Genomic DNA, 25,588 nt, shown 5'->3' with positions numbered 1-25,588 from the left:
GGGGTGAGGGGCATGCTCGAATGTAAGAAAGTTGTAGGAGTCTCATTAGCAATTATATTGCTGTTCATAGCTTTTGTCAGTTACGTTTCCCACGCGCAAATACAGCCAATCACAGTGTTCGAAATACAGGGTGTGAGAACCATAAATGTGCTAGACACCGGCGTAGCGGAGGTGAAAGAGGAAATAAAGTTCAGTGCTCAAGCGTACATAGCGTTCAAGAGAGTCTATAATCCACTATCGACCTTCGTGAGAGAGCTGGAGCCGAGAACCAATCCCGTACAAATAGAGAACCTTAGCATAAACGTTGATGATGCTAATAACAAGCTAACAGCAACTTATACATTGCTGGGAGCCGCAGTATACAAGGGCAACGGTGTATGGGAGATTGAAATAGCAGAGCCGGGGGAAAAACTCACTCTCACTGCTCAGCACGGGAATACGCTTGTCTTCGCGAATGTTTACGGCGCGGGAGAAGACTACAAAATCATGGAAACTGTGACCGTGAACCTGCCTGCTGGTGCGAAGAACGTTAAATATAGGGAGGATGAAGGGAAGATAACCTACGAGCTTAGCGTCAGCACTGGAGCATCTAATGATAGCATGCTGTATGCAGGGATAGCCCTATCGATTATTGGAGGTGCAATGATAGCTGTTCCTAACATGAAAAAAAGAGGAGAATATAGGCCTACCCCTCCACTTCCTCCGCCTCCTCCACCACCGGTATCTAGTTGGAGAAAATAAAGCGGAATAATCACTTTTTTATTTTTTGAAGTAAACGCCAAGGGATGTCTTTCACGTGGAATTTATATACGGCTGGCCATCCGGGATAGGAAACCGGGATCACGAGCTCCGGAGGCGGGCGACTATCTGCTAAGCAATATACGCCACAAGCCTGAGGTTTCAGATTACCAGGTTTAATCGTGCGAGTTACATGGAGAGTCACTTCATCCTGATCCTTTCCCCTGCAGGTGGTGGAAGAGAAGAGCGCTTTGCTGAAGAGGATGAGGAGCGGGCAACTCTGCTCAGCTTCCTGGCTCGGGGGATGTGAGTCGGGCGAGCTTGTTGAGCACGTCAGTCCTCGTGACTATCCCCTTAGGTTCCGCGTTCTCGTCCACGACCACAGCTCGCCCCGTCTTCTTGGAGGCAAGGATCCTCATAATGTCCAAGATGTCTGCGTCCGGCCTAATCGTGGGGACGCTCCTCTCCATGTAATCCCTGACCTTGGCGTTGAAGTCCCGGGCGAGGTAGGCCTCAGCCACATTGGAGGCCGTCACGATGCCGCACAGCCGGCCTTCTGAGTTGACCACTGGTAGAGCCCTTATGCCCTTAGCGAGCAGGACCTCTGCTACCGCTCGTAGCTCATCGTCTTCGCGCGCGACGATGGGGCTGGGGGTCATGACCTCTGAGGCCGTTATCCTCGGAACGGCTACGAGCGAATCAACTGATATGAGGACCTCTCTCCTCCTGTAGTCCACGCTCCTGACCCTACCGGTGACCAGGATCCTGCTCCAGGATGTTGGGCCTACGCGAACCCTCACGCCCTCCCTCAGGTTGTGCAGGCTACCAGCTATCCTTAGAATTGCTTTCACGCCTGTGGGGTCGGTTAACCCGACGAGGTCCAGCTCCACCGCGTACACCCTGCTGGGCGCGTCGTCCACGACCAGCTGCAAGGGCTCCCAGAGGCGCTCCAGGGCTTGGGGGGACCTCACGCACTCAAGGCCCTTCACAGTGGGCACGTAGCCTCCGTTGGGTCCCGTCCGGGCCTCCACGAGGCCCAGCGCTTTTAGCGCTGCTACGGAGTTCCTCACGGTGCCGTCGCTCTTGTTTAAGCGCTCGGCGATCTCCGAGCTGGTGACTGGGCGCTTGTAGGCCTCGTAGAGCTGCACTATGGCTACGAGGAGCTCGAAGAGGCTTGAGGAGAGGGCCATACTTGAGTGGATTCAAGTATTAAAAGGTATTAATACTTAACGACAGTCTCATCACTTTTCGACAATAAACTAAAAAGAAAGGTTTTTGCCCCAGTAGAATGCGTTGAAAATGTATGACTCTAGCCAGGATTCGCTACCTTGAGAGGCAGCTCAGCAAGAAATACAAGGCGATTGGACGCGTCGCGGGCAAGTACCTTGAAGCTGGGTTCAGCGTGAGGATAAACCACCCTACACACCTCGGCAACGCTCACATAGTTGCTCAGGGGAACGGGCAGAAAATACTCGTCGAAGTCTACTACTCGTCAAGCCCCTTGAAGGCTGAGGACGTTCGAAAGGTCGCTGAAAAAGCCAAACTGCTAAAGGCGAAGCCGGTGATCGCGCTCTACGGCCGCAGAACACCGGTCACGCCAGAGGCACTCGCCGAGGCGGCTAAGCTGGGCGTCAAGGTAAAGCGGGTCAGATTGTAGTTTAACAGCGAAAAGCTGATAAACCTCCATAGAGTGTTTTTACCGAATCCCCGGGTAGCGTAGCGGTATCGCGGCCGGCTGTAGGTCGACCCGCACGGGGACTGGGGCGTATCCCTTGGATGAGCCCGTGCCAGCCGGCTAGAAACCGGCAGGTCCCGGGTTCAAGTCCCGGCCCGGGGACTCATCGCCCCCATTGTCTCCTTTCCCTTCGGCGGGTTTGAAGCTTAGTCGTCTTCTCAAAACGCTCCCAGTGAGTTTACCTGTTTAACTTATAGGAGGTCAAGGCCGCACTTCAGCTGTTCCAGCCACTTTAGGGCTTTCTCCACGTTATCTCTACCCCTTATGATGGCCCCGTGCTGCGGGACTATGAGGTCTATGTCCAGCGCTTTAACCCTGCTCAGCCAGGCTTGAATCGCCTTGTTGCCAGCCATGTAGCGCTTGTGAAACGGCTCCATGTACTGTATGTGCGCTTGAAGGTCTGAGACGAAGTCATATTCCTGGCCCTCGGGCATCAAGGAGGCAAAGAGGTCCCCGGAGTAGAGAATCCTCGAGCACGGGTCGTATATCTGGAAGTTGCCCGGCGAGTGTAGGAAGTGGGCTGGCACCAGCTTGAGGCTACAGTCGCCTAGCCGCAGCTCTGCCCCTTCATCGGGGACTAGGTGGAACCTCTCAGTGGGGTTTACCTCTGCTGGGAACAGGTGGGGCACGAAGCGTGCCCAGAGCTCGGGTAGCACTATCTTAGCGTTGGGCAGAGCCGTATACCAGCTCGCCGCAGCCCCGACGATGTCGGGATCCTGGTGTGAGAAGAAGACATACTTCACCTTAGGAGCCGGGACGACGAGCGACACCTCTGATACGAGCTTCGAGAATACCACCCGGCCTGCAGGGTCGGCTAGAAGACCCTCACCCGAGTCCGCTATTACAATCTGGTTGGTTTGAACGTGGCCCCTTGGGGTGAACCCCCTGAAAACAACTACTTTATGCTTCTCATCGGAGTAAAGCGTTATCACGGGTATCCTGAACCCTCCGGGTTTTATAAACCCTATCCTTGAGCTGTTCATAAACCTTCTAGCGCAGACCCACGGGCATTGTATCCAACACCATTGCACGAACCCCCGGTAACATTTTTTTTACAGAATACTATTTATTATTCCACCGCTAGCTTTAAATGTGCGCTTAACTGAACACCCCATCCTGGAGTTCAGGCGCGAGAAACCGGTGCGCTTCAGCTTTGACGGTAGGGAGCTGGAGGGCTTCGAGGGTGAGAGCATCCTCGCAGCCTTGTGGGCTAGCGGGGTCAGGAGCCTGAAGCAGGGCGAGGAGCCTCAGGGTCCTTACTGCATGATCGGCTACTGCTCCGGCTGCATGGCAAGGGTCGACGGCGTCCCGCATGTGCGCACGTGCCTCGAGCCCGTCAGGGAGGGGGTCAGGGTTGAGACAGATGAGCCTTTCCCCAACCCGGCTCCTCGCGCATACCGCGCGGAGCCCGCTGAGTGGGTTGAGACGGACGTGATGGTTGTCGGAAGCGGGCCTGCCGGTCTATCCGCGGCCATCGCAGCGGCGGAGAGCGGGTTAAGGGTGGACGTGTTCGAGAGGCACTTCAGGCCTGGCGGGCAGCTGCTCAAGCAGACGCACAAGTTCTTCGGCTCGGGGGAGCTATTCGGCGGGTTGAGGGGGTTTCAGATAGCGGATAAGCTGGTCTCCAGGGCGGAGTCGCTGGGGGTAAGGATTCACACTGGGACCAGCGTGATAGGCTGGTTCAGGGAGAGGGTTTTCGCCGCCGTGAAGGGCGAGAGGCTACTGCTGGTTAAGCCCAGAGCGGTGGTGGTTTCCACGGGGGCTGTGGAGAGGTTTCTCGCATTTTCCGGCAACACTCTTCCAGGCGTGATGGGAGCAGGAGCGGCTCAGACTCTGATGAACGAGTACGGGGTTAAGCCGGGGGAGAGGGCCGTCGTGGTGGGCGCGGGGAACGTTGGGCTGATAGTCTCCTATCAGCTCCTTCAAGCCGGCGTGGAGGTTCTAGCCGTAGTCGAGGTCATGAGGGAGATTGGCGGGTGGCTGGTCCACGCGGCCAAGCTGAGGAGGAGGGGTGTCCCGATACTTACGCGGCACACCGTCGTCAGGGCGGAGGGCTCCGGGAGGCTGGAGAGGGTGGTTGTCGCGGAGGTCGACGAAGGCATGAGGCCCATTGAGGGTACTGAGAAGGTGTTCGAAGCCGACCTTCTGCTCCTGGCGGTTGGCCTCACGCCGGAGGCTAGGCTCCTGGCGCAGATGGGTGCGAGGATGGTCTGGTCAAGCGAGCTCGGAGGGTACGTCCCCTACAGAGACAGGTACATGGAGACCAGCATCCCGGGTGTTTACGTGGCCGGCGACGCGTCCGGGATCGAGGAGGCGACCACGGCCATACTTACGGGCAGGGTTGCGGGGTACTCGGCGTCGATAAGGTTGCTCGGCGAGCGCGGGGACCTGGTGGCTAGGCGCGAGGAGACTCTCAGGAAGCTGGAGGAGACCAGGAGCACGCCGTTTTCGGCTAAGGTGCTGAGGGGGCTGGGGAAGGTGGTGGTGGGTGGGGTACAGGTCTAGGGGCTTTATCGAGCTTGAGGATCTGCGGAGAGAGGGCTTCGTACCGCCACGCGACGTCGTTGAGGGCAAGGTGGTGGCTGTATCCGAGTGCATAGAGGAGATCCCCTGCAACGTGTGCCAGTCCCTCTGCCCTGTTAAGGCGATAAGGGTTGAGGGATTAAGGGGCAGGCCTAAGGTGGACTGGGCGAGGTGCACGGGCTGCGGTATCTGCGTGGGGGGTTGCCCGGGCCAGGCGATGTTCCTCGTCGGCAGAGACGGCGATGGCTACTTGGTGGGCCTCCCCTACGAGTTCCTGCCTAGGCCGAAGAAGGGGGATGTCGTCGAGCTTCTGAACAGGAGGGGGGAGCCTGTAGGGCGTGGCGAGGTTTTGCGGGTCTTTGATATTAACAAGACCCTTGTGGTATTAGTCAGGGTTTCGGGGGATCTAATATGGGAGGTAAGGAGCATAAGGGTAAAGTGAAAGCGTACATATGTATGTGCGAGAAGGTCACAGTAGAGGACGTTGACAGGGCTCTCGAGGAGGGGATCACCGACATCGAGTCCCTTAAAAGGAAGCTACGAATAGGCATGGGTCCGTGCCAGGGAAGGTTCTGCTTCCCTCTTCTGATTTCATACGTGAGCAGGAAGTTAGGCATCCCGCCCGAGAAGCTCGCCTACCCCGTGGTGAGGCCTCCCCTAGAGCCCGTCCCCGCGGGAGTTTTCCTGCAGGTGAGGAAGGAGTGAGGTACAATGTTGTCGTCGTGGGGGGCGGTATCACTGGGCTTTGCACAGCCTACAGCCTAGCTCTCAGGGGCGCGGGGAGGGTCGCGGTTTTCGAGCGGAGCTACCTAGGCTCTGGCTCGACTTTCAGGTGCGCTGGCGGCATCAGGGCGAGCTTCACGAGCCGGGAGCACATAGTGCTCATGAAGAAAAGCATCGAGCTTTGGGCCAAGCTGGCGCAGGAGCTAGGGGTAAAGTACGCGAGGAGCGGGTACCTCTGGCTCTCCTCGACTGAAGAGGGGCTCGAGCGGCTGAAGAGGTACATGAGGATACACAACGAGAACGGTTTGCCGACACGGCTCGTCGACGAGGGGTTCATACGGGAAATCGCGCCCTACATAAGCACAGAAAGGCTGACTGGAGCGCTGTACGACCCGCTCGCCGGCAAGGCAAGCCCCTTCGACGCCGTCTACAAGCTCTACTCCGCGCTCCGCCGCTTGGGAGTCGAGTTCAGGATCGGGGAGAGCGTGGTTGAGGTGGAGGCAGAGGGCGGCAGTGTTAAAGGTGTGCGAACAGACCGCGAGAGAGTGCAGGCAGATGCTGTGGTCCTGGCGACAGGGCCGTACATAAACGAGCTCCTCAGGCCCCTCGGGGTCGACCCGAGAGTTACCCCCGTACCGCACCACGCCGCCGTGACGGAGGAGTTTGGTAGACTCTTCGACCCGCTAGTCATCGACTTCGAGAGCGGAGCCTACGCGGTGCAAACCTTCCACGGCAACCTCCTGATGGGCGTCGAGGTTCCGGAAGAACCCTTCGCGCCGCTGGAGGTGAGGCTCGAGTTCCTCTGGAGGGCCGTGAAGGAGTGGTCTAAGTGGATGCCGTGGCTACCTCGGGTGAACATTCTGCGGTACTGGCCTGGCTACTACGAGGTTACGCCAGACCATCACCCCGTCCTCGGCCCCGTAAGCGGTTACGAGAACCTCTACATCGCGGCTGGGTTCAGCGGACACGGGTTCATGATGGGGCCTGTCGTAGGCGAAGTCATGGCGGACTGGGTTCTGAGCGGCGAGCCCGGGATCCCCGAGGCGAAGAACCTGGTCCTCGAGCGCTTCCAGCTGGGCAGGCTCGTCCACGAGCTCGCGGTGATAGGTTAACAACGTTTTTAACCGAACCGTAAGCTATTCCCTGAGGGATTTATGAGGCTGGACTCGCTCCTCAAGACTTACCTCGTTCTGAAGGCGGTTCTTCAGGGCAGAAAGCTCGCGCTGGTCGATGAGGGCGACCCAGACGGCATAGTGAGCGGCGCGCTCTTCAAGATGAAGCACCCCGACGGGGTCGTCGTTCTAGCCTACCCTGGGGAGGTTCAGAGGAGCCTGCTCCTAAGGTCGGTGAAGTGGTACTTTGTCGCCGACTTGCCCTGCCCCGGGAAGGCGGTCTTTAGGGCAGACCACCACCTCACGAACCCACCCTGCGCCGAAAAGGAGTTCTACGACCCCAACGCCCCCGCGTCGGCGGTTTTGGCGCTCAAAGCGCTGGGGCTGGACGGCGACCCTCTGGCCTCCAAGCTCGCAGGCTTAGCCGTCGAGACGGACACCGCTAACATAACCTCCCAGGAGGCGATGGACCTCGAGGCCGCAGTGAAGGGCGCGGACTACTCCGGTAAACTCTACCTCATCGACCTCCTGGCCTTAAAGGGGCTTGACGCCTTAAGAGATGAGAAGATCAGGGGGTTCATTGAGAGGTACGGCAGAAGCAGGGGGAAGACCGAGGAGGTCGCCAAGTCCCTGAGCCCGCCGCCCAGGGAGGCGGTTGTCGTCTTCGAGAGAGATGAGGGTCTCTCGTACAGGTACCTGACCATCCTCCTGGAGAGAGCTGGAGCGGAGTTCACGTTCGTCCTGGTTCCAAAAGGGCTCTTCAAGTACAGGGTATACACGGGGGCAAACCCGTCTTCCAGGTACAATGCCGCCAGCGTCGCATCTAAGCTCGGGGGAGGGGGGCACAGGTTCGCGGCCGGCGCAACGTTTCGGGCCCTGAGCTTAAGGAGAGCCTTAAACAAGGTCGCACCTATCCTGAAGGAGGAGCTCCACTCCGACAAGCTGGAGGTAATCATTGTGCGTAAAGGCGGCACACATAGAGAAGTGCTCTAGGCATGCCGTCGATCCTGGTTACGGGCTTGCTGCCGCTCTCCCGTGGGAAGACTTCCCTCGTGCTGCTCCTGGCACGAGCACTCTCCGAGCTTGGGGTTCCCGTGGCCTTCTCGAAGCCTGTGGCGATTGGAGACTACACGAACGACTACGAGCTGCTGCCTGGCTGGCTGGAAAGCGGGACGCTCTACCCGCGCGAGTGGCTCGTGGCGCGCGAGGCGGGCTTCAAGCTTAGGCTCGAGGAGTTTAACCCGCTGTTCATACTGGTAGCGCCACTGAACCTGAGCTTGTTCTTCAGGGAGGGCGTTCCATCTGCGATAATCGCATACGAGGAGGACCTCGCGAGGAGGACCCTCCTTGCGCGGTTTTATACGGCTTCTAGCGGGGAGCGGGCGACCCAGGTTCTGGTGAACAAGTGGGCGCAAACGCGTGGAGTGCTCCTGGTGGATAAGCGTCTTATGGAGAAAGCAGTGAGCTCCTCTGAGAGAGTGCTCGAGGTGGACAGGCCTGAGGCTCTAAGAGGCCTCCTCGTTGACGCGCTGACAAGGGCCGCTGAGCTCGCTCTCGAGAACCTTAAGCGGAGGAGCGTGGTCCAGGTGCTTGAGGGAGTGTCTGACTGGGTTTTTACAAACGTGAGGTACGACCTGGTGGTAGCCGTCCACCAGAGCCAGGCTGTCTTTTTCGACGGCTCAAAGATCACGCGAGCGCTTGAGGTTACAGTCCGCGGGGCTGTATACGAGAGGGTTAGAACCCTGCTGGGGCTCGTCTCGCCCCTTGAGGTCTTGAGGTTCACGCCAGCTCTGCCGGGGGAGAGCCTGGAGGATGCGGTGAAAAGGAACCCTAATGTCGTCCATCGGGTAGTCGATTACCTGCTAAGGGAGAAAGCGGAGAAATAAAATAAGGAAAGAGAGTAGAAATACCTCTCTTCTCTTCTAGAGTTTTTTGGCCATTACGACGTCGTCCTCGTAGGCCGAGAGGGCGTCCACGAGATCCCAGTAAACTCTGTTTTCCCTGGTGAAGAGCGAGTACCCCAAGCTTCTGAAAAGCCTCTGTGATGCCGTGTTGCTAGCGACAGTGCTGGCGGCGCTGTAGAGGCACCTCTCCCGTTTGAAAAGCTTCTCAGCCTCCAGCACGAGCGTCCTGCCTATGCCCATGCCCCTATACTCTCTGTCCACTGCCAGGAAGTACACCACGCCTACCTTCCCGTAGCCCTCCACGAAGGAGGTGTAAACCTCAGCAACGCCCACTACCCTGTTGCCAAGCTCGGCGACAAGGACGAGTGTCTCATCCATGTCCCTTATTGACCAGTAGCGGTACGAGCCTGTGAACGACTTCCTGAGTATCCTCACGACGGCGGGTTTGTCCGTAGGCGTTGCGATGCGAACCCTTACTTTCAAAAGACTACTACTGTCCTCCTCCAACGACTCCATGATTACACGCTCATTTCTTCAGAGCTTGTAGTCTCTCCACAAGGGTGTTTATATCCTTTTCGACTACCCTTTCCAACACTAGGTAGAGCTCTTTCAGGAAGCCCGGCGAGCTTAGAACCCTTCCATAGAATACAGGCTCCACGGAGGGCAGAACAACCTCGAACCCCGAAATTCTCCTGAGACCCTTCATTCCAGCGACATCGGCAGGGCTCCTGGCCCCGGCTAGTATATCGGAGAGAAGAACCAGGTCGTCGATGGCGTCCGTGAAGAGGGGGTAGTAGACCTCGCTGTCCCTAAACACCCTGTCGTAGCGTCCCCAGAACATGGGGCCCGTCAGCGCCCGCCTCACTTGTCTGGCGCTCTCCTCGCTGTCCAGCCTCAGACTCTGCAGCAGCTCTACCGCCTTAGCCGCTGAGGGGAGGTGCGAAACCCTCTCCAGCCTCTCTGCAATGCGCCTGGTTAACTCAGCGTATTTGAACATGCCCCACCTCTTTGCTGCGAACTCGGTGGCTATCCTCTCGAGTACGCGAACCGCCCTCTCGACTCCCTGCCAGTCGACGAAAGCCGGGGTATCCATGTCGGTGTGATACACCGGTAGCACCTCAGGGAACGTGTGCGTGGTCGTCGAGGGGATGCCTTTCATTGTGAAGCTGAAGCTATCGAAGATAACCTGATCGGGGCAGATCCTCGCGGAGCTTCCAATAGCATCAGCGATGCCCTCTTGGACGTCCGGGGTTGACGCTGAGACGCGAACCTCCCTTCCCCCAAGAGTGTCCACGTTGAGGAGCATGCCGAAGTCGTCCAGGAGGCCGGTCTTCTCGAGGTATTCCGCGAAGCTCCGCGAGCCCCAGATCCAGTACCAGGGGCTGTACCCTGGAGCGCCGGATTCCTCAGAGCCGAAGAAGATGTAGCCGGCGCTGTCGCGTAGCCTCTCGGCTAGGAGCATCACCACTCCGACGCCGAGCACGTCATCCGTGAAGCCCGAAAGCCACTTGTCGATGTGCGCCGAGAAGACCGGTCCCTCTAGCGACCCGGCGTACACGACCCTGCTCCTCGAGTAGTGGTCAACTTTCGTGTCAACCCTGACTAGGAGCTTCTCCCCCCTGTGGGCAAGCTTCAGAATCCTCAATCCATCCTCCAGGCTAACAGCCACGGCAGGGATCGGTGGAGGCGTCCCTTCTGTGAAGCGGTAGTCGGTGTTCAGGGTTAGGACCATCTTCCGCAGGCGGTTGGGGTAGTTGTCCATGAAAACAACAGCCTCAGCTCCCGCCCTGACAGCCCGAATGTACTGCCACTCCGCCTCGTCGACCTTGCTGAAGAACTTCACTAGAGCTATCTTACCTGAAAGATCAATAGACGCCCACTCATCCTCCAGGATCCTCCCCCCGACGTAGACGACCTTACCCTCCGCCTCGCCGGGCAGGCTGTAGGGGAGAGCCACGCTCCGGAGTTTCAATCCCTTGAAGCCAACCTCCACGTAGCGCTCCTCCCATGACAGGGCTTCAAACTCGTAGACGCCGGTCTCTAGGCCGAGCGACTCGAGGAAGGCGCGAAGGTTCTCTGAGATAGCTCTCTCCTGCTCAGAGCCCGCTACAACATCACTCTGAGGGGTGCCCGCCGCGATGGAGGCGAGTTTCTCAGCGATGCTCACGAAGTAGCTAGACCGGTGCGGTGATAAATGTATCGCGGAGAGCCAAGCCGGTAACCGCGCCAGACTAAAGTATATTTTCCACAGTCCCCACGTTTAGGTGATGAAGAGCGCTTTCGAAAAAATTAAAGCGGCGCTGGACAGCATCGATGACGCAATAAGCCTGCTGAGGGAGGTTGCCCGAGAGGACAAGAAGCTCGCCGCAGCGCTGGAAGATACCATATACTACCTTGAGGAGGCTGGTGAAGCTTTGAGCAACATCCTCGAGGACAGCTACTCTTCAGGGGAGTGAGTGGGGCGGCTGACGCTGGTTAAGCCCGCTAACAGGACGTACATTACAAGGAGCATCACAAGCAACGCCACAGCACTCGCAATGATCAGCAGGAGGGGCTCCGCGCCGTAGCCAAAGCACACGGGGATTGGTCCAATGAGGATGCAGCCGCCCACGCTCACAGATGCTTGCTGTGTTCCCAGTAGCGCCAGAATCATTCCGGTTAAAACGAGGAAAACGCCGAGCAGGAATATCAGCGCGCCGGCTCTCTCCATCCTCACCTTAACCACCCTGATGTGAAGGCGAAGAAGATAAAAGCAAGGGCTGTCAGGACTGCCGCTAAAACGATAAGCCACTGAGTGCTTTCGGCGTCAGAGCCGACTACTATGGGTAGGGGGCCGATGATGATGACTGCCCCGCCCTTCACACCCTTCTTTCCCTCGACCGCCGCGGCTATGATCAGCGCGAGCCCGATGAGAACCATCAAGAGCCCCAGGGCTACGAGAGCCACCGCTATAGACACGTAATGAATAATTCTCGAAGCCGATTTAAACCCTTCTCGGAGATAAACGTGTTCGAGCACGAGAAGTGCCTCACGTGCGGGCTGTGCTGCCGCGGCACGGAGATGGTACTTACCCCGTCGGACATAGTCAGGCTTGAGGCGCTGGGCTTCAAGAGAGACCTCTTCGTGGAAGTTCGGGGAGGACTGCCCCGGCTGAGAAACATTAACGGCCATTGCGTGTTCTTCGATGAAAGAAGTGGCAGGTGCCTGGTCTACCCTCAAAGGCCCACGGGTTGCCGCGTATACCCCCTGGTCTTCGATGAGGAAAAGGGAGTCACCTTCGACCGCGAGTGTCCTCTCTCCGCCGAGTTCAGCGCCAGGAAGCACGAGGTCGTTCAAGCTGTAGCAGAGCTCGAGAAGATACTCAAGGAGCTCGAGAGGTCGTACGGTTACAGGGTGAATTGGAAACTATTCAGCGCCACGTCGAGGCGCCTCACGTAACTCCTGGCGCATCAGCTCTGCCACGCGCTTCATCACCTGCTCGTGGAACCTCGCTATAAGGGCGCGCTTATCCTCCATGAGCACCACGTCGCTCAGGCCTTCGAGTACTATGTTGTAGGCGAAGGGGCTGGGCGTGTCGAGGATTGAGGTTTCGACGATCGCGATCTCGCCCCGGTGGACTTTCTCAAGAATCTCCCTGGCGTGAGCTATGTCCATGTAGTCCTCGAGTATCTCCCTGAACGTCTCCTTTAGTATCGGGAAGTCCTCCCACTTCTTCACGACTCTGAGGAGCGTCGAGGCGCTCATTTGCTGCTTCTCGACGCTGATCTCGTGGCCCTTGTAGTTCCGCAGGATCATCAGGCCCCGCGTCGCCACGTGGCGGAAGCGCCTCCTCATGAGCTCCGTGTTAATGATGGATTTTTTGAGCACGTCTTCAAGCTCCTCGGGCTTGAGGTCGGTTAGCGCCACTTTGGGCTCAACGCCTCGAGGGTAGATTAGCGCGAAGCCGTTATCGTGCAACGCGATGCCGATGTTCGATCCTGTTTTCTTGGTGGCGATGTAGGCGAGGGCGTGGCTGAGGGCGTCGTTCGTCCTCCTGCCCACGAGGGTGTGGAAGACCTGGTGTATTCTGCCCTGATCGTCCCTCCACTTCTCCACTAGGATCACCTTGTCGCTAGGGTACTGTTTTACGCCCAGCGAGCGGAGGAAGTAGTACATCTCCAGGAAGTACCCGACTATGGCTTCAGCCGAGTTGTCGTCGACCTTGCACTCCCGCTTCAGGTACCTCTTTATCTCGTCGAGGTCTCTACCGGACTCTATCCACTGGAACATCTGCCCCCTGAACTCCGCGATTTTGAGGGCGAGGTCGTAGCTCAGCGGGAGCATTTCGCTGAACCACGCCGGTATTGTCGGCTTCTGCTCGAAGGCTGGCTTCACGAACGCCACCATGCCGTCGCTCTTGACGAACTCGTACACCTTGCCTCCCAGCACGAACCTGTCGCCTGGGAAAAGCCTCTCTAGGAACTCCTCCTCGATGTTTCCGACGTACTTCTTCTCGGTGGTGTAGACCCTGACGCTCACCTCGTCGGGTATCGTCCCGACGTTGAGTGAGTAGATCACCCTTGCGTACTTCCCCCGCCTGCCGAACACACCTTCCTGGGAGTCGAACCATATCTTCCCGTACACCTTGTAGTTCTCCAGCTCGCTGTACCCCCCGGAGAGGAACTTCAGCACGTTCAGGAAGTCCTCGTAGGGCAGGTCGTGAAAGCTGTAGCTCCTCCTGATAATCCGGAAGGCGTCCTCAACCCTCATCTTGCTCTCGATCGCCATTCCCACAACGTGCTGCGCGAGGACGTCTAGCGCGTTGCGCGGTATGTGGATCCTGTCGAGGTGGTGCCTGTAGGCTTCTCTGACCATCACAGCCACTTCCACGAGGTCATCCCGGTCCACGCACACCATGATCCCTTTACTCGTCTCATGGAGTCGGTGCCCGCTACGCCCTATCCTCTGCAGGCACCTGGTAACCGACTTTGGAGACCCCACCTGAACCACGACGTCAATATAGCCTATGTCTATGCCCAGCTCAAGGCTCGTGCTACTCACAATCGCCCTCAGCTCGCCCCTCTTCAGCTTCTCCTCCACGTCCAGCCTAACGCCCCGGGAGAGGCTACTGTGGTGAGCGGCTATCGCATCCTCGGGTACCCCTCCCCGCTTCCTGGCGAGCATTTTGAGGTGAAAAACCACCCTTTCGGTGCCGCTACGCGTGTTCGTGAATATCAGAGTCGTTCGGTGGCTCTTCACGATGTCGTAGAGAAGGTTGTACATAGCCTGAGTCACTTCCTGGGCGGGGGTGTGGATAAGGTCCGAGACCGGGGAGCGAACCTTTATGCTCTTACGCTTCGCGTAGCGGGCGTCCACGATGACGCACTCTCGGGGTGTGCCGTCGTCGCGGTATCCCACGAGGAAGCGGGCAACCTCCTCGAGCGGGTTAATGGTCGCCGATAACCCTATCCTGACGAACTCGCTACCCGTCAGCTCGCGCAACCTCTCGAGCGAGAGGGAGAGGTGAGCCCCGCGCTTACTCTCAGCCAAGCTGTGAACCTCATCCACGATAACCCATCTAACCGTCCTGAGCTTCTCCCTGAACTTCGGGGCCACCAGGACTATGGCGAGCGTCTCAGGGGTGGTGATGAGAATGTGGGGCGGCTTCCTCAGCATGTTCTGCCTCTGCGTTGTGGTCGTGTCTCCTGTCCTCACCACGTGCCTTATCTCCGGGACCTCCACTCCCTTACTGGCGGCGAGCTCGCGTATCTCCCTTAGGGGCTCCTCAAGGTTACGGTATATGTCGTTGTTGAGCGCTCGCAGGGGTGAAACGTAGAGCACGTAAACGGTGTCCTCCAGCTCGCCCCTCGCCGCCATGTTGAACAGCTCGCTTATAGCTATGAGGAAAGCCGTGAGGGTCTTCCCGGTTCCCGTCGGGCTGGACACGAGGACGTTCCTCCCCTCGTGTATGGGCATGAGCGCGAGCTTCTGCGGAGGGGTGAGGTCGGTAAACTTCGAGTTAAACCACTCGGCTACAAGAGGGTTAAGTACGCTGAGCACCTCCTCCTTCGTGTACTCCCTCGTGGCGTAAACGAGACCTTCCGCAGACACAGGCACTCCTCCTTATCTGCCCCCACAGGCCCCTTAAATCTTCGTCATTTTTCTATAACCTCGGGGTCACCGACGGGGGCTCCGCATCGACATCTTCGGGCCTGCCCCTCGATGGGCTTCCGGGGAGGAGTAGCCAGCGGCCACAGCGCCCATTTGGGGCATCGGTGGCCAACCGCGGAATGAGGCTCTGGTCGTCCTACGGTTGCAGGGTGCTTAAGCGGTAGTGCCTCGCCAGCTTTTCGACGAGCTCCTCGACCTCAGCTTCGTCGAGGAATAGCTTTAGCACGTGGAGCGCCGGAACGGTATCGCGATTGAACTTCATGTCTTAGCCCGTTTAACGCGTTACCCCCTCCCTATTCTTTCTGACCTCCTTCAGGTTACCTCCACAGAGCAGGTAACGCTTTGAGGGCAACGTCATCTCGATCGTCAAGACTCCGTGGAAGACGAGGGTGTTCTCCGGCCTCCTTGCGAAGCTCCTCAGCGTCCTCTGTAGGTTGCTGTTACGGAGCGACTCGTCGAATGAGAAGCCCACGAAGACTATGGCCTTTTCCTCTGGGCTCCCTTGCCACCTTTGCAGCTGCACTGAGCGCTGTAGTCTTGCGCGCAAACAAACAGCACTGCTCCGCCCACGGTCTTCCCGGCCCTCTCTTTATCCCATATCCATACGAGCGGAGCGCGAGCCTGGGGCACTGTCATCTTTGACCTCCGCGGAGTTCTAGCGAACTCCTTGAAGTGTTACAGGCTACGTGAGTCCGACTCTTAGGGTGGTAGGAGAAGGTTTTGGGAGTGCTTCCTGTCTGAGAAGTATATAGATCTCGACAGGCCCAGGAGAGGAGTACATCCAGATCTTAAAGGGCTATACAGCCGCTGGCGAAGTAGCGGAGAAGGTGTTCAGTGCATCTTCTAAGCTGCCGAATACGAATATATCGTGCTTCTCTGAAAGCTTCATGTAGCCTATGCCTGCGCGGCTCTCCTCAGGTATACTTTCTATGCGTTCGCGTAGCTCCTGCAACGCTTCTGGAGGCATACCAGACTCCACGCCTCTCTCGTACTCCATCCAGTACACCATCTTCTGGAAAACACCAGCCTTAGTCCCGTTCACATATATCATTGAGCCTCTGTCGGCGAACAGCATGATCATCTCCTTAACCTCTTCTCTACCCGCATTCTCTGCAAGCCACTCATCACTCAAAACAAGCACCGTGGATCTGCCCGCGTACCGCAGAATTTCCGGGTTGAAGCCGCTGTACACGATCACCTTATCAACTCTACCGCTGAGCCTCTCAGCAATCACTCCGGCGAATTTCCCGGGACCCAGAACCACGACTGTTACATTAAGCTTGGTAATCCTCGGAGGGATCACCGGGCGAGTAGCTGATGATGCGTAGTTATATAAGACCACTGCAATTACAATAGTCGCAATTACGAGGACTAACACTACCAGAGCAATGTATCTTGTTCTTGTCATACTGTCTATATCTAACTAAATTCTAAACTAACAAATTAATAAACGTTGTCTAAGATTCATAAAAAGGAGGCTTCATTGATGTTATAAAGGCTTACACCATCGAAGAAAAGCGAGCCCACCTTAGACTCAAGCCTAGTGGACGCGCCGTGCTTTTAGCCCTCATGACGGTCTGCGGTTCGGAGAGAGTGAGGGAGAAGAGAGTTAGAGAGGGATTCGAGAAGAATAGGTGCAAAGCCCTCGTATACATTGTCCTAGACCTCCTAGCAACTGCGCTCCGTGCTCTCTACGGAGAAGCTAGGGGAGAGGCCTGGGTCAGCCTCCTTAAGCCTTGGGACATGACTCTTCGCAGGTGTCTTATGGGTTGACAAGAAAAGTGACTTGGGCCTGTTGCTGCGGTGGATCAAGAGGACTCCCAGCCTTGGCATGCCAGCCCGCGAGCTTGAGCCTATCTAGAGGAGCTGTCTGCACTCGAAGTGCTTAAAGTAATGGCCATTACGCTGTATTTCTCTACAGCCTTCGTTGAGGTCGTATACCAGGCATGCATGGAGGGGGATAACGGGTCTAGTTAGGGGCTCACCGATCTCTGGCAGAGGGGATCATAGGGGGAGAGGCTTACCCTTACTGCGAGGCCGCTGGAGCTCAGGATGGGGGTGTGCCGGGGCTACGTGAAGATCGCAGCCGTGCTGCTGGCCAACTTCTACCCGGGCGGCGAGGTCTACCTGCTCAACTTATCGTTGCACACGGCCAAGGCGTGAGGCTGGGCGGGAGGGTGTACGTCCTCGACCAGAAGCTGCCCGTACCGGTGTATGTGACGTGGCTCGCCAAGTGAGGCAAGGAGGAGGCGCGGGTGCATAAGGAATCCCGGGAAGAGCTAAAAATAGCATTGCTACCTAAAAACGGTTCACTGAATTAATCGAAGATCAGGTGTCAGATACCCCAGGACCAGCTCACCGCTCGCGCTTGCATGACTGTCATCATCACCCTTTAGCTCGGCAAGCGGTATTTTAATAGGTTTCGCGCTATGCTAGCGGGGAGTATGGTCAGCGAGGTCGTTGCGAGGCGCAGAAACGCGTTCAACGTGGAGCGCAGGCTGGTGAAGTTGCTCTCGGCGAATAAGGAGAACCACGTGTTCAGGGTCCCGGTGAGCGGGGTGGGCGAGAGCTTCCCGGACGTCTTCATGGTGAACAACGTCGAGGACAGGATAGTTGCCTTCGAGGTGAAAGCGACCAGCGGTAAAAAGGTCAAGGTTAAGAGCTTCCAGGTCTCGAAGCTCTACCGTTTCCTCGAGGCGTTCAAAAAGTACTCGAGGAGAGAAGCCGTGCTGGCTGTCTGGTTCTCGAGCGAGCAGAAGTGGGTTTTCAAGCGCGTGGACGGCCTCTTCAGCGAAGACATCGTAGTGCGCTCAGATGAGGCGAGCGACTGGGAGCCGAACGTCAAGATGAGAAGAAAGGCTTAAATTATCGCTTCTTAAAAAACTTTTCGATGATCGCGGTGGCTGAACGCGTCGGAACGCACAGCCACATTAGGGGGCTGGGCGTCAGAAATGGAGAAGTTCTGCCCGTCGGAGACGGCCTAGTCGGCCAGGTGGAGGCCAGGAAGGCTGCTTGGCTCGTCGTGCAGCTCATCAAAGCTGGGAAAATGGCCGGTCGCGCCATCCTGCTGGTTGGCCCCCCGGGGACGGGGAAGACGGCGCTGGCCGTCGCTATAGCCCGCGAGCTCGGGGCGGAGACGCCATTCATGGCCCTCTCCGGGAGCGAAATCTACTCCGCGGAGCTGAAGAAGACGGAGGTCCTCATGCAGGCCATGAGGAAATCTATAGGCGTGAGGATCAGGGAGAGGAGGTGGGTCTACGAGGGTGTTCTCGAGAAGTTGGATGTGCGGTACGACAGGCACCCGCTCAACCCCTACTCCCAGGTCCCAGTCGGCGGTACGATCACTCTGAAAACCGACAGGGAGACGCGGAGCCTGCGCGTCGACTCCAACGTCATTTACCAGATTCTATCGAAGGGCATCAGCGAGGGGGACGTCATCTGGATCGACGAGGAGACTGGCAGGGTTTCGCGCGCGGGGAGGGCTAAGGGCTACGGCGAGTACGATGTGAGGCCCCGGGACCTCGTGGACATCCCGACGGGCCCGATCTACAAGGAGAAGGAGTTCGTCTACACCTTGACGCTTCACGACCTAGATGAGATGGAGAGCCGGAGCGAGAGCATACTTTCGATCTTCTTCGGCGCTCCCTCGGCTAAAGAGATCCCGCCGGATGTGAGGGCCAGGGTCGATAAGACCGTGAAGGAGTGGGTTGAGTCGAAGAGGGCGGAGCTGATCCCTGGGGTCCTCTTCATCGACGATGCTCACATGCTTGACATCGAGGCGTACAGCTTCCTCTCGCGGGCGATGGAGAGCGAGCTGAGCCCGATCATTATACTCGCTACTAACAGGGGGTTCACGAGGATTAGGGGGACGGACATCGAGGCCCCTCACGGGATGCCCTTGGACCTCCTAGACAGGCTCCTCATAATCAGGACGAGACCCTACACTCCTGACGAGATCAGGGAGATCATCAAGATCAGGGCGCACGAGGAGGGTGTGGAGCTCGAGCCGGATGCCCTCGAGGAGCTCGTAAGGCTGGGGAGCGAGAAGAGCCTCCGCTACGCCACCCAGCTGCTCGCTCCCGCTAGGCTGATGGCTGAGCAGAGGGGGAGAAGCAGGGTAATGAGGGAGGACGTCGCCGAGGTTTCTCAGCTCTTCATAAGCACTAAGGAGTCTTCGAGCTACCTTAAGGAGCTAGAGGAGAAGATGCTCAAGTAGGTTCACCGGTTTCGCCTCAAGGCAGAGATTATTTCTTTTCGGAACGCTAATAGCGTTAGAATAGCCACGAGCTGGCCGAGGTCGAGCGTGGGTGGGCTGTTGCCCACCGTGAAAATCAGCAGCGTAACCGTTACCGGGATGCGCGTCGAGACAATGAAGAGCGTCCAGTAGTGGAAGGCCACAAATGACGCCGCCGAGCCCAGGAAGAACTCCTTCAGCCAGTACCGCTTGTCGCTGTAAAGGGCGCCGCTCAGGAGCCACAGGATAATCGAGGCCGTCGCGCCCCGCCAGGGGACGTACCAGATAAAGGTGCTCGGAACGGGGTAGACGCTGAGGATGCTCTCGAAGGGTATGGCTGTGAGAGTGGAGGCGATGAGAGCGGGCGAGACAACGAGGACCAGATCCCTCACGAACTCTTTAGACAAAGCAATCACCTACGGGAATGGGAGCAAGCCGAATATGTTCGTGGAGAGATAAATGTTCACCGCTACCAAAGCCACCGTGTACAGAGTTGCCGCGCCCGCCGCGAACCTCGCCTTCTGCTCACCTATAAGCTTCTCGAGTAAAGCCTTGAAGATGCGCCCGCCGTCCAGCGGGACTATGGGAAGCATGTTTATCACGGCTACGCTTGAGGTAACCATCAGACTCCACATGAGAAGGTTGTAGGCGTTCTCGTCGCTGACCGCCTGCTGTATTTGGACACCGAGGAAGCCTCTTGAGGCGTTCCCAGGGTGGGTGGCCAGGGTGAGCGAGAAGGTCAGCTCGCTCCGGCCTCGTAGGACCGTAAGGTTAACCTTTTCGCCGGGGTGGAGCCCAGCCATAACGTTCGTGAAGGTCTCCAGCGTGGGCGTCTTAACTCCGTTCAAGCTGATTATGATGTCCCCTGGCTTCAGGGAGCTCGCGGCCGGGTACCCCGGCATAACGCCCGTGACCTTCACACCTACAGGTTGCACAAGCGCAACCATCAGAGGCAGTAGGATGATGAAGGTTAGGATGTTGGCCGTGCTCCCGGAGGAGAGCACTCTGAGCTTCGCCCTGAGCCCTGCCTTCTCGAGCTGGTCCTCGTCGATCTCGGCGAACCCACCGGGAAAAACCGCGGCCAGGAAAAGCCCTGTGGACTTCACCCTTAGGCCCTCAGCGCTCGCTGTCAAGGCGTGCGCCAGCTCGTGCGGTGCTATAGCCACGAAAACCGCCAGGAGGAAGTAGGGAAGAACGTCTAGACCCACCGTCAGGCCTGGAACCACAGGCGACACGGGGCTCGCGGTCTCGGGGTGCGCGAGGAAGCTGATAAGGTTCCGGTGGAAAAAGTACAGGCCGTAAACCATGAGCGCGAAACCCGCGACGGCGGACAAGTCCCCAAATACCTTCACTGCCGTTGCGTGCCTTTCAGCCACTCTGGCTATTGAGCGGTTTAACTTCTCTGTCCGGTAGAGTATAACTCCTCCCTCGAGCTTAAGGCCGAGCTTTTTTAGGGCTTCAGGTCTCCGCCGCTGCACTACGAGGACAGCTATGTAGATAGCCGCAACTACCAAGAAGAAAGCGACGCTGCTGTTAAAACTCGATATCAGCCTGAACGCCACAGCCGCTAACCTCGTAGCCGAAGTCGTAGCTGTTAAACCTCTTTAATATCGTTTTCCTGGCTTCCATGCTTGTGGAGTGTAAGGGGAGCACTAGCTCAAGCCCGCAGCGAGCGAGCCTTCCGATAAAACTCATGTTGAAGACGTCCCTCGAGGAGATGTTGAGACCTCCGATAAGCCCGATAATCCTGCCTAAACCCACTAGCTCGGCTCCGAAAGTTCGCCTAAGCCCGTGCACGCTGCAGCCGACCAGGACAAGCCACCCCTTAGGCGTCCTCAAGGCTAGCCCCTGCTCGTTCCAGTAAGAGTCGCTCGGCAATACAAAAACGCCGGGAAAGCCCTGTAGCTGGGAAAAATCCCTGCTCGTTGCCGAGAGAGGGGGAGGCGGTAGAACTCGTGGCGTGCTAGGGAAGCCGCTCTGGAGAGCGCCGATGTGGTGAAAGTGCGGCAGGCTCCCGAACACAGCATCAGGATTCAGGTCCACTCCAAGGGTCTCCGCGTTTCTAAGCAGCACACGGTAGCTGGGACCTGTGTCGAAAAGCAGTTTCTTCACTATCCCTTCCTCGTACTCGACGCTCACCAGCACGGAGAGCCCGTGGAGGGGGAAAACCCCTTCCACTGCGGGTATGTCGTCGACGAGCACATCCAGGTGTATGCGTGATATCGTATCCATGGTCGCTAAAGCTTATCAGGCTCTCGGCTTCTATATTAATTTGTGATGCGTGGCGACGAGCTGCTCGATGTCGTGCGCAATGATAGCGGACACAGGGTTGTGTACATCTACTACGAGGACGCGCGCGAGCCCGAGCCCGGGCCCCTCGTGGAGGAGGTTTTGAGGGAAAAACTGCTCGTCGAGGCTCTGAGAAGCAGGGGTATCACCAGGCTCTACAGGTTTCAAGCCGAGGCTATCGAGAAGATAAGGAGGGGGAGGAACGTCTTCATCATCGCTGGCACGGGTGTGGGCAAGACCGAGGCTTTTCTGCTACCCATACTCGAGAGGCTACTGGGAGAAGCTGAGGGAATCGCGTCCCTAGTCTACCCGACTAAAGCGCTCGCCCGGGACCAGCTCGAGAGAATAGAGTGGTACGCTGGGAGGGTCTTCGGCTTCCGCGTGAGCGCACTCGACGGTGACACGCCGGAGGAGGAGCGAAAAAGGATCCTGCTCTACCCTCCGCGTGTACTAGTAACGAACCCTGACATGCTTCACGTGACTCTACACTCTGCCCCCGAATACAGGGATTTGTTCGGCAAGACGAAGTACGTTGTGCTGGACGACGCACACGTGTACAGCGGGGTTTTCGGCTCCCACGTGCACTACGTTCTCAGGAGGTTTAAGCGGGTCCTTAGGGAGAAACCCACGTTCGTCGCTGCCTCCGCGACCGTCGGCAACCCGTCTGAGTTCGCCGAGAAGCTTTTCGGCGAAGAGGCTGACATTGTGGACGCCGGCAGGACCAGGAAAGCTCCGGTCTTCCACGTCATGCTCTCACCCCGAGCTAGGTCCCGCTCCTCGGAGGTGCTCTGGCTTCTCGGAAAGCTATCCGAGAGGGGGATGAAGACAATAGTTTTCGTCGACAGCCACCGAATAGCGGAGAGTCTGGCGATCCAGGCCTCAGGCATGGGAGTCAGGGCGACGGTCCACCGAGCTGGCCTACTTCCCGAGGAGAGGCGGAGGGTTGAAAGAGCCCTCAAGTCAGGTGAGCTCGACGCCGTGATAGCAACCCCCACCCTTGAGCTAGGGATCGACATTGGGGAGCTCGACGCGGCTATACTCTACGGGGTCCCGCCGACCTTCTCGAAGTACCTCCAGCGGGCCGGGCGCGTTGGTAGGAGGCGGAGGACGGGGTACGTCTTCCTATTGCTGGGAAACGACCCCATTAGCGCCTACTACGAGAGAAACCCCGAGGAGTTCTTCGGCCAGGCTCCCGATCCCGTTTTCCTTGAACCCGAAAACTACGAGGTGGTGAAGGTACACCTAGTGGCGATGGCTGCTGACGCCCCGGTTCGTCCCGCAGAGCTGTCCGGGTGGGAGCGTGCACAGCTTGAGGAGCTGGTTAGGCTAGGGTACTTGAAAGTAATAAAGAGCGGATTCATCGCGCCGACTAGGAGCGGTTTGAAGTTCCTTCGCGAGCACGAGAACCTGAGAGGTGTTGGTGATCAGGTAAAGATAGTGACCGAGGGTGGAAAGGTCATAGGCTACAGGGAGAAGCAGATGGCCATTAAGGAGCTTTTCCCGGGAGCTATATACCTGCACGGGGGGAGGAGCTACCTCTCGATCCGCTTCGAGGGTGACAGGGCTGTCGTCAAACCTTTACCATCCAAGGTACCTCCCGTGGTGACCTCGGCGCTATACTACACACTTCCAGAGGAGGGTGAGGTTCACTTCGAGAGGGAGGTTGCGGGCATAAGAGTATCGTACCTTGACCTCACGGTCACGGACGTCGTCTACGGCTACGCGACGAAGACTTTCCCTGAGGGGCAGACCATCAGCCAGAGGCTTCTCGAGGCGGAGCTGCACTACAAGTTCAGCACCAAGGGCCTGCTCCTCGAGTTCCAGCCGGTACACGAGTGGAGCGAGATGCAGAATGCTGAGGCATTTCACGCGGTTGAGCACGCTCTGATCTACGCGGGCCAGCTGGTACTCGGCGCCTCACCCACCGATATGGGCGGTATAAGCTTCCCCTCGGGGCACATATTCATCTACGATAGCTTTCCCGGCGGGTCAGGCGTGACAAAAGCGCTCTACCACAGGCTTGAAGAGGCGCTCAGAAAGGCTTTCGACATTGTATCGCGCTGCACCTGTGAGGACGGGTGCCCCAGGTGCATATTCTCCCCCTACTGCGGTAACAACAACAGAATCCTCTCGCGCAGGAGAGCCGAGAGGGTGCTAGGGGAAGCGTTGACCTTGAAGCTCAGGGCTGAGCGCTCTCAGAGGAGCGGTAAGCCCCTGGTTTGAGCAACACGACGTAGATGTTGTCCCCCAAGCCCCTGCCCCTCGCCAGAACAACTCCAAGACTGTGGGGCGGCTTCCCGGAGGCTAGGTCGCTCACCGCGAAGAGAGCCCAGCCCCTCTTCTTCGCGACGCGGTAGCAATCCCTCACCATTGCTTTGAAGACCTCAAGCTCTCTGCCGCCCGCGAGGGGCAGGTCTCTGTCGTCTTTCCGCTCGTAGGGCAGAAAGGGAGGGTTCGTCACGCAGACGTCCGCCGACCCACTCCTCAGGCAGCTCCCCGCGTCGCACGCCACGAAGTCGGTCAGGCTGTAGACCCCGTTGCGGATCGCGTTCACCCTAGCCGCCTTTAGACACGTAACTGAGACGTCGGTCCCGACAGCGTAGAAGCCCTTCCCAGCAAGGAGAAGCGTGAGGCTACCCGGACCGCACCCGACGTCCACCGCGCGCCCGGCGCTTAGCGGGATCGCGGTGAATGCGATCGAGAGCAGCTCGGTGGTGACGGTCCTGAGCGGGGGGAAGCAACCCGGGAGTAGTAGAAGGCGGAGCCCCTGGAATTCCTGGAGCTTCTGAGGGGTGAGGTAGATCTTAAGCAAAGTTTTTGTAGCAAGCGTGAATAGGGTCTCCTTGATGCGGTTTATGACAGGCACAGGCATCTTGCCGATCAGTGAGGCTTTAAAGCTTCAGCCCGGCGCAGAGGTGCGAGTCAGGGGCTGGGTTTACCGGAGGAGAGATCTCGGGGACAAGGCTTTCGTGGTGGTCAGGGACTCGACCGGGATAATACAATCGGTTTTCACTCCGGAGTCAAGGAGCCACGCGGAGGCCAGGCGGGTCACCGTTGAGAGCTCAGTCGTCGTGCAGGGAAAGCTCCGCGAGGACCCGCGGGCTCCAGGCGGGAAGGAGATACAGGGCGAGGAGCTGGTGATAATCGGCCTGGCTGAGAACTTCCCGATTAGGAGGGACGCTTCGAGGGAGTTCCTTCTCAATGTGCGCCACCTTGCAGTGAGGTCTAGGAAAATGACGGCCGTCCTCAAGATAAGGCACACGGTTTTCGGCGCTCTTCACGAGTGGTTCCGTGAGAACGGTTTCTACGAGGTCCAGTGCCCCATGTTCATCTCAGCGGCTGTGGAAGGTGGGGCCACTCTCTTCCCGGTCAAGTACGTCGACGAGTCCACGGTGTACCTCACGCAGTCGTCCCAGTTCTACCTTGAGGCGCTGATATTCAGCCTCGAAAAAGTGTACACGGTGGCGCCCTCGTTCAGGGCTGAGAAGTCAAGGACAAGGAGGCATCTTACAGAGTTCTGGCACGCGGAAGCCGAGGTAGCATGGGTGGGCCTCGAGGGTATCCTTAAGGTGGAGGAGGAGCTCGTATCCCACATTGTGAGGAGAGTCCTAGAGAGAAATAGGGAGGAGCTCGACCTCCTAGGTAGAAACCTCGAAGGGCTGAAGCAGGTCGAGCCGCCCTTCCCGCGCGTCAGCTACGATAATGCCATCGAGATCCTGCAGAGCAAGGGCATCCAAGTCGCTTGGGGCGACGACCTGGGTGCGGACGAAGAGCGCGCGCTCACGCTGGAGTTCGACAAGCCCTTCTTCCTTTACGGCTTCCCGGAGAAAGCTAAGGCGTTCTACCACAAGAACGACCCCTCACGCCCCGAGGTCACGCTCTCAGCAGACCTCCTAGCCCCGGAAGGCTACGGGGAGATAATCGGCGGCGGTGAGAGGATCGACAGGCTCGACGAGCTTGTCGAGAAGATTAAGAGGTTCGGCCTCAACCCGAAGGACTACGAGTGGTACTTAGACCTGAGAAGGTTCGGCACCGTCCCCCACGCGGGGTTCGGGCTCGGGATGGATAGGCTCGTGATGTGGATCGGCGGCCTCGAGCACATAGTGGACTCCGTGCCTTTCCCGAGAACGGTCGCTAGGACCTACCCCTGATCCGGCTAAACGTTTTTAAGTTGCGCGGC

At 58.0% G+C, this 25,588-nt stretch carries 29 protein-coding genes and 1 tRNA gene; 16 read left to right on the top strand and 14 right to left on the bottom strand.

Going from position 1 to position 25,588, the window contains the following annotated elements; translation table 11 throughout:
- The first annotated feature begins 3 nt into the window (after nt 1-3).
- Nucleotides 4-741, top strand: a complete 738-nt coding sequence (locus tag MOV14_RS07785) for a hypothetical protein (RefSeq protein ID WP_318536758.1) — start codon at nt 4-6, stop codon at nt 739-741.
- 281 nt (nt 742-1,022) lie between these two features.
- Here the strand turns inward: MOV14_RS07785 and MOV14_RS07780 are convergent, their stop codons facing one another.
- Nucleotides 1,023-1,928, bottom strand: a complete 906-nt coding sequence (locus tag MOV14_RS07780) for a CBS domain-containing protein (protein ID WP_318536757.1) — start codon at nt 1,926-1,928, stop codon at nt 1,023-1,025.
- Between the two features lie 113 nt (nt 1,929-2,041).
- On the opposite strand from MOV14_RS07780, the gene MOV14_RS07775 reads away from it, so the two are divergent.
- Together MOV14_RS07775 and MOV14_RS07770 are read left to right on the top strand one after the other, a co-directional pair.
- On the top strand, nt 2,042-2,395 hold the full coding sequence (locus tag MOV14_RS07775; RefSeq protein WP_318536756.1) for a hypothetical protein: 354 nt from the start codon (nt 2,042-2,044) through the stop codon (nt 2,393-2,395).
- A gap of 48 nt (nt 2,396-2,443) precedes the next feature.
- Nucleotides 2,444-2,575, top strand: a tRNA-Tyr gene (locus MOV14_RS07770).
- Between the two features lie 89 nt (nt 2,576-2,664).
- Here MOV14_RS07770 and MOV14_RS07765 read toward each other — a convergent pair.
- Nucleotides 2,665-3,405, bottom strand: coding sequence for an FprA family A-type flavoprotein (locus tag MOV14_RS07765; protein ID WP_318536755.1), 741 nt, complete (start codon nt 3,403-3,405; stop codon nt 2,665-2,667).
- 160 nt (nt 3,406-3,565) lie between these two features.
- Between MOV14_RS07765 and MOV14_RS07760 the strand changes: the two genes are divergently transcribed.
- From MOV14_RS07760 to MOV14_RS07735, 6 genes are read left to right on the top strand one after another with little or no spacing between them, the layout of a single operon-like run.
- Complete coding sequence (locus MOV14_RS07760; protein WP_318536754.1) at nt 3,566-4,978, top strand: FAD-dependent oxidoreductase; 1,413 nt, start codon at nt 3,566-3,568, stop codon at nt 4,976-4,978.
- Nucleotides 4,962-5,438, top strand: a complete 477-nt coding sequence (locus MOV14_RS07755) for a 4Fe-4S binding protein (protein WP_318536753.1) — start codon at nt 4,962-4,964, stop codon at nt 5,436-5,438. The genes MOV14_RS07760 and MOV14_RS07755 overlap by 17 nt, the downstream gene beginning before the upstream one ends.
- Nucleotides 5,408-5,701 carry a (2Fe-2S)-binding protein gene (locus MOV14_RS07750; protein ID WP_326403653.1) on the top strand — a complete coding sequence of 98 codons (294 nt, stop codon included), beginning with the start codon at nt 5,408-5,410 and terminating at the stop codon, nt 5,699-5,701. Before MOV14_RS07755 ends, MOV14_RS07750 begins: the two co-directional genes overlap by 31 nt.
- Nucleotides 5,698-6,831, top strand: coding sequence for an NAD(P)/FAD-dependent oxidoreductase (locus tag MOV14_RS07745; protein ID WP_318536751.1), 1,134 nt, complete (start codon nt 5,698-5,700; stop codon nt 6,829-6,831). The genes MOV14_RS07750 and MOV14_RS07745 overlap by 4 nt, the downstream gene beginning before the upstream one ends.
- Before the next feature lie 42 nt (nt 6,832-6,873).
- Nucleotides 6,874-7,824 (top strand): DHH family phosphoesterase, encoded by a 951-nt coding sequence (locus tag MOV14_RS07740; protein ID WP_318536750.1) that lies wholly within the window; start codon nt 6,874-6,876, stop codon nt 7,822-7,824.
- 2 nt (nt 7,825-7,826) lie between these two features.
- Nucleotides 7,827-8,717 (top strand): hypothetical protein, encoded by an 891-nt coding sequence (locus tag MOV14_RS07735; protein WP_318536749.1) that lies wholly within the window; start codon nt 7,827-7,829, stop codon nt 8,715-8,717.
- Between the two features lie 36 nt (nt 8,718-8,753).
- Here the strand turns inward: MOV14_RS07735 and MOV14_RS07730 are convergent, their stop codons facing one another.
- Nucleotides 8,754-9,251: a GNAT family N-acetyltransferase gene (locus tag MOV14_RS07730; protein ID WP_318536748.1), complete on the bottom strand. Its 498-nt coding sequence runs from the start codon at nt 9,249-9,251 to the stop codon at nt 8,754-8,756.
- Between the two features lie 10 nt (nt 9,252-9,261).
- Nucleotides 9,262-10,902: a M28 family peptidase gene (locus tag MOV14_RS07725; RefSeq protein ID WP_318536747.1), complete on the bottom strand. Its 1,641-nt coding sequence runs from the start codon at nt 10,900-10,902 to the stop codon at nt 9,262-9,264.
- Nucleotides 10,903-11,002: 100 nt separating this feature from the next.
- Between MOV14_RS07725 and MOV14_RS07720 the strand changes: the two genes are divergently transcribed.
- Entirely contained in the window at nt 11,003-11,191 is a 189-nt protein-coding gene (locus tag MOV14_RS07720) for a hypothetical protein (RefSeq protein WP_318536746.1), read from the top strand.
- Here MOV14_RS07720 and MOV14_RS07715 read toward each other — a convergent pair.
- Nucleotides 11,173-11,445 carry a TIGR00304 family membrane protein gene (locus MOV14_RS07715; RefSeq protein WP_318538152.1) on the bottom strand — a complete coding sequence of 91 codons (273 nt, stop codon included), beginning with the start codon at nt 11,443-11,445 and terminating at the stop codon, nt 11,173-11,175. The genes MOV14_RS07720 and MOV14_RS07715 overlap by 19 nt on opposite strands.
- Before the next feature lie 2 nt (nt 11,446-11,447).
- Entirely contained in the window at nt 11,448-11,693 is a 246-nt protein-coding gene (locus tag MOV14_RS07710) for a TIGR00304 family membrane protein (protein ID WP_318536745.1), read from the bottom strand.
- A 48-nt stretch (nt 11,694-11,741) separates the two neighbouring features.
- Between MOV14_RS07710 and MOV14_RS07705 the strand changes: the two genes are divergently transcribed.
- Complete coding sequence (locus MOV14_RS07705) at nt 11,742-12,173, top strand: YkgJ family cysteine cluster protein (RefSeq protein WP_318536744.1); 432 nt, start codon at nt 11,742-11,744, stop codon at nt 12,171-12,173.
- Here MOV14_RS07705 and MOV14_RS07700 read toward each other — a convergent pair.
- The 4 genes from MOV14_RS07700 to MOV14_RS07690 form a co-directional block, all read right to left on the bottom strand.
- On the bottom strand, nt 12,141-14,825 hold the full coding sequence (locus MOV14_RS07700) for an ATP-dependent helicase (RefSeq protein ID WP_318536743.1): 2,685 nt from the start codon (nt 14,823-14,825) through the stop codon (nt 12,141-12,143). The genes MOV14_RS07705 and MOV14_RS07700 overlap by 33 nt on opposite strands.
- Nucleotides 14,826-15,021: 196 nt before the next feature.
- The gene (locus MOV14_RS09970; protein WP_326403648.1) at nt 15,022-15,147 is read right to left on the bottom strand and encodes a hypothetical protein; all 126 of its coding nucleotides are present in this window, start codon (nt 15,145-15,147) and stop codon (nt 15,022-15,024) included.
- Between the two features lie 12 nt (nt 15,148-15,159).
- A complete protein-coding gene (locus tag MOV14_RS07695; protein WP_318536742.1) occupies nt 15,160-15,408 on the bottom strand; it encodes a hypothetical protein in 249 nt (82 codons plus the stop codon).
- 273 nt (nt 15,409-15,681) lie between these two features.
- Nucleotides 15,682-16,293 (bottom strand): hypothetical protein, encoded by a 612-nt coding sequence (locus MOV14_RS07690; protein ID WP_318536741.1) that lies wholly within the window; start codon nt 16,291-16,293, stop codon nt 15,682-15,684.
- A 185-nt stretch (nt 16,294-16,478) separates the two neighbouring features.
- Between MOV14_RS07690 and MOV14_RS07685 the strand changes: the two genes are divergently transcribed.
- From MOV14_RS07685 to MOV14_RS07675, 3 genes are all read left to right on the top strand, one after another.
- Nucleotides 16,479-16,658: a hypothetical protein gene (locus tag MOV14_RS07685; protein ID WP_318536740.1), complete on the top strand. Its 180-nt coding sequence runs from the start codon at nt 16,479-16,481 to the stop codon at nt 16,656-16,658.
- 671 nt (nt 16,659-17,329) lie between these two features.
- Complete coding sequence (locus MOV14_RS07680; protein WP_318536739.1) at nt 17,330-17,749, top strand: hypothetical protein; 420 nt, start codon at nt 17,330-17,332, stop codon at nt 17,747-17,749.
- Nucleotides 17,750-17,775: 26 nt separating this feature from the next.
- Nucleotides 17,776-19,101 (top strand): RuvB-like helicase, encoded by a 1,326-nt coding sequence (locus MOV14_RS07675; protein ID WP_326403645.1) that lies wholly within the window; start codon nt 17,776-17,778, stop codon nt 19,099-19,101.
- A 2-nt stretch (nt 19,102-19,103) separates the two neighbouring features.
- On the opposite strand, the gene MOV14_RS07665 is transcribed toward MOV14_RS07675, so the two are convergent.
- The 3 genes from MOV14_RS07665 to MOV14_RS07655 are packed head-to-tail and all read right to left on the bottom strand — an operon-like array spanning nt 19,104 to nt 21,351.
- Nucleotides 19,104-19,526: a hypothetical protein gene (locus tag MOV14_RS07665; protein WP_318536738.1), complete on the bottom strand. Its 423-nt coding sequence runs from the start codon at nt 19,524-19,526 to the stop codon at nt 19,104-19,106.
- 9 nt (nt 19,527-19,535) lie between these two features.
- Nucleotides 19,536-20,681 carry a site-2 protease family protein gene (locus MOV14_RS07660; RefSeq protein ID WP_318536737.1) on the bottom strand — a complete coding sequence of 382 codons (1,146 nt, stop codon included), beginning with the start codon at nt 20,679-20,681 and terminating at the stop codon, nt 19,536-19,538.
- Nucleotides 20,653-21,351 carry a hypothetical protein gene (locus MOV14_RS07655; RefSeq protein ID WP_318536736.1) on the bottom strand — a complete coding sequence of 233 codons (699 nt, stop codon included), beginning with the start codon at nt 21,349-21,351 and terminating at the stop codon, nt 20,653-20,655. The genes MOV14_RS07660 and MOV14_RS07655 overlap by 29 nt, the downstream gene beginning before the upstream one ends.
- 45 nt (nt 21,352-21,396) lie before the next feature.
- Between MOV14_RS07655 and MOV14_RS07650 the strand changes: the two genes are divergently transcribed.
- A complete protein-coding gene (locus MOV14_RS07650) occupies nt 21,397-23,631 on the top strand; it encodes a DEAD/DEAH box helicase (protein WP_318536735.1) in 2,235 nt (744 codons plus the stop codon).
- On the opposite strand, the gene MOV14_RS07645 is transcribed toward MOV14_RS07650, so the two are convergent.
- A complete protein-coding gene (locus MOV14_RS07645) occupies nt 23,588-24,274 on the bottom strand; it encodes a class I SAM-dependent methyltransferase (protein WP_318536734.1) in 687 nt (228 codons plus the stop codon). The genes MOV14_RS07650 and MOV14_RS07645 overlap by 44 nt on opposite strands.
- Here MOV14_RS07645 and asnS point away from each other — a divergent pair.
- Nucleotides 24,264-25,559: an asparagine--tRNA ligase gene (gene asnS / locus MOV14_RS07640; protein ID WP_318536733.1), complete on the top strand. Its 1,296-nt coding sequence runs from the start codon at nt 24,264-24,266 to the stop codon at nt 25,557-25,559. The two genes, MOV14_RS07645 and asnS, sit on opposite strands and share 11 nt — an antisense overlap.
- The last annotated feature ends 29 nt before the right edge of the window (nt 25,560-25,588 follow it).

This window comes from Infirmifilum sp. NZ (assembly GCF_022693705.1).
GTDB lineage: Archaea > Thermoproteota > Thermoprotei > Thermofilales > Thermofilaceae > Thermofilum.
This window is presented reverse-complemented; position numbering and strand designations above follow the sequence as displayed.

Coding starts and splice junctions, on each gene's coding strand:
- MOV14_RS07775 (WP_318536756.1), top strand. CDS start 2,042: ATGACTCTAGCCAGGATTCGCTACCTTGAGAGGCAGCTCAGCAAGAAA.
- MOV14_RS07720 (WP_318536746.1), top strand. CDS start 11,003: ATGAAGAGCGCTTTCGAAAAAATTAAAGCGGCGCTGGACAGCATCGAT.
- MOV14_RS07650 (WP_318536735.1), top strand. CDS start 21,397: ATGCGTGGCGACGAGCTGCTCGATGTCGTGCGCAATGATAGCGGACAC.
- MOV14_RS07750 (WP_326403653.1), top strand. CDS start 5,408: ATGGGAGGTAAGGAGCATAAGGGTAAAGTGAAAGCGTACATATGTATG.
- MOV14_RS07675 (WP_326403645.1), top strand. CDS start 17,776: ATGATCGCGGTGGCTGAACGCGTCGGAACGCACAGCCACATTAGGGGG.
- MOV14_RS07680 (WP_318536739.1), top strand. CDS start 17,330: ATGGTCAGCGAGGTCGTTGCGAGGCGCAGAAACGCGTTCAACGTGGAG.
- MOV14_RS07690 (WP_318536741.1), bottom strand. CDS start 16,293: ATGACAAGAACAAGATACATTGCTCTGGTAGTGTTAGTCCTCGTAATT.
- MOV14_RS07715 (WP_318538152.1), bottom strand. CDS start 11,445: ATGGAGAGAGCCGGCGCGCTGATATTCCTGCTCGGCGTTTTCCTCGTT.
- MOV14_RS07780 (WP_318536757.1), bottom strand. CDS start 1,928: ATGGCCCTCTCCTCAAGCCTCTTCGAGCTCCTCGTAGCCATAGTGCAG.
- asnS (WP_318536733.1), top strand. CDS start 24,264: ATGACAGGCACAGGCATCTTGCCGATCAGTGAGGCTTTAAAGCTTCAG.
- MOV14_RS07735 (WP_318536749.1), top strand. CDS start 7,827: ATGCCGTCGATCCTGGTTACGGGCTTGCTGCCGCTCTCCCGTGGGAAG.
- MOV14_RS07655 (WP_318536736.1), bottom strand. CDS start 21,351: ATGGATACGATATCACGCATACACCTGGATGTGCTCGTCGACGACATA.
- MOV14_RS09970 (WP_326403648.1), bottom strand. CDS start 15,147: ATGAAGTTCAATCGCGATACCGTTCCGGCGCTCCACGTGCTAAAGCTA.
- MOV14_RS07730 (WP_318536748.1), bottom strand. CDS start 9,251: ATGGAGTCGTTGGAGGAGGACAGTAGTAGTCTTTTGAAAGTAAGGGTT.
- MOV14_RS07740 (WP_318536750.1), top strand. CDS start 6,874: ATGAGGCTGGACTCGCTCCTCAAGACTTACCTCGTTCTGAAGGCGGTT.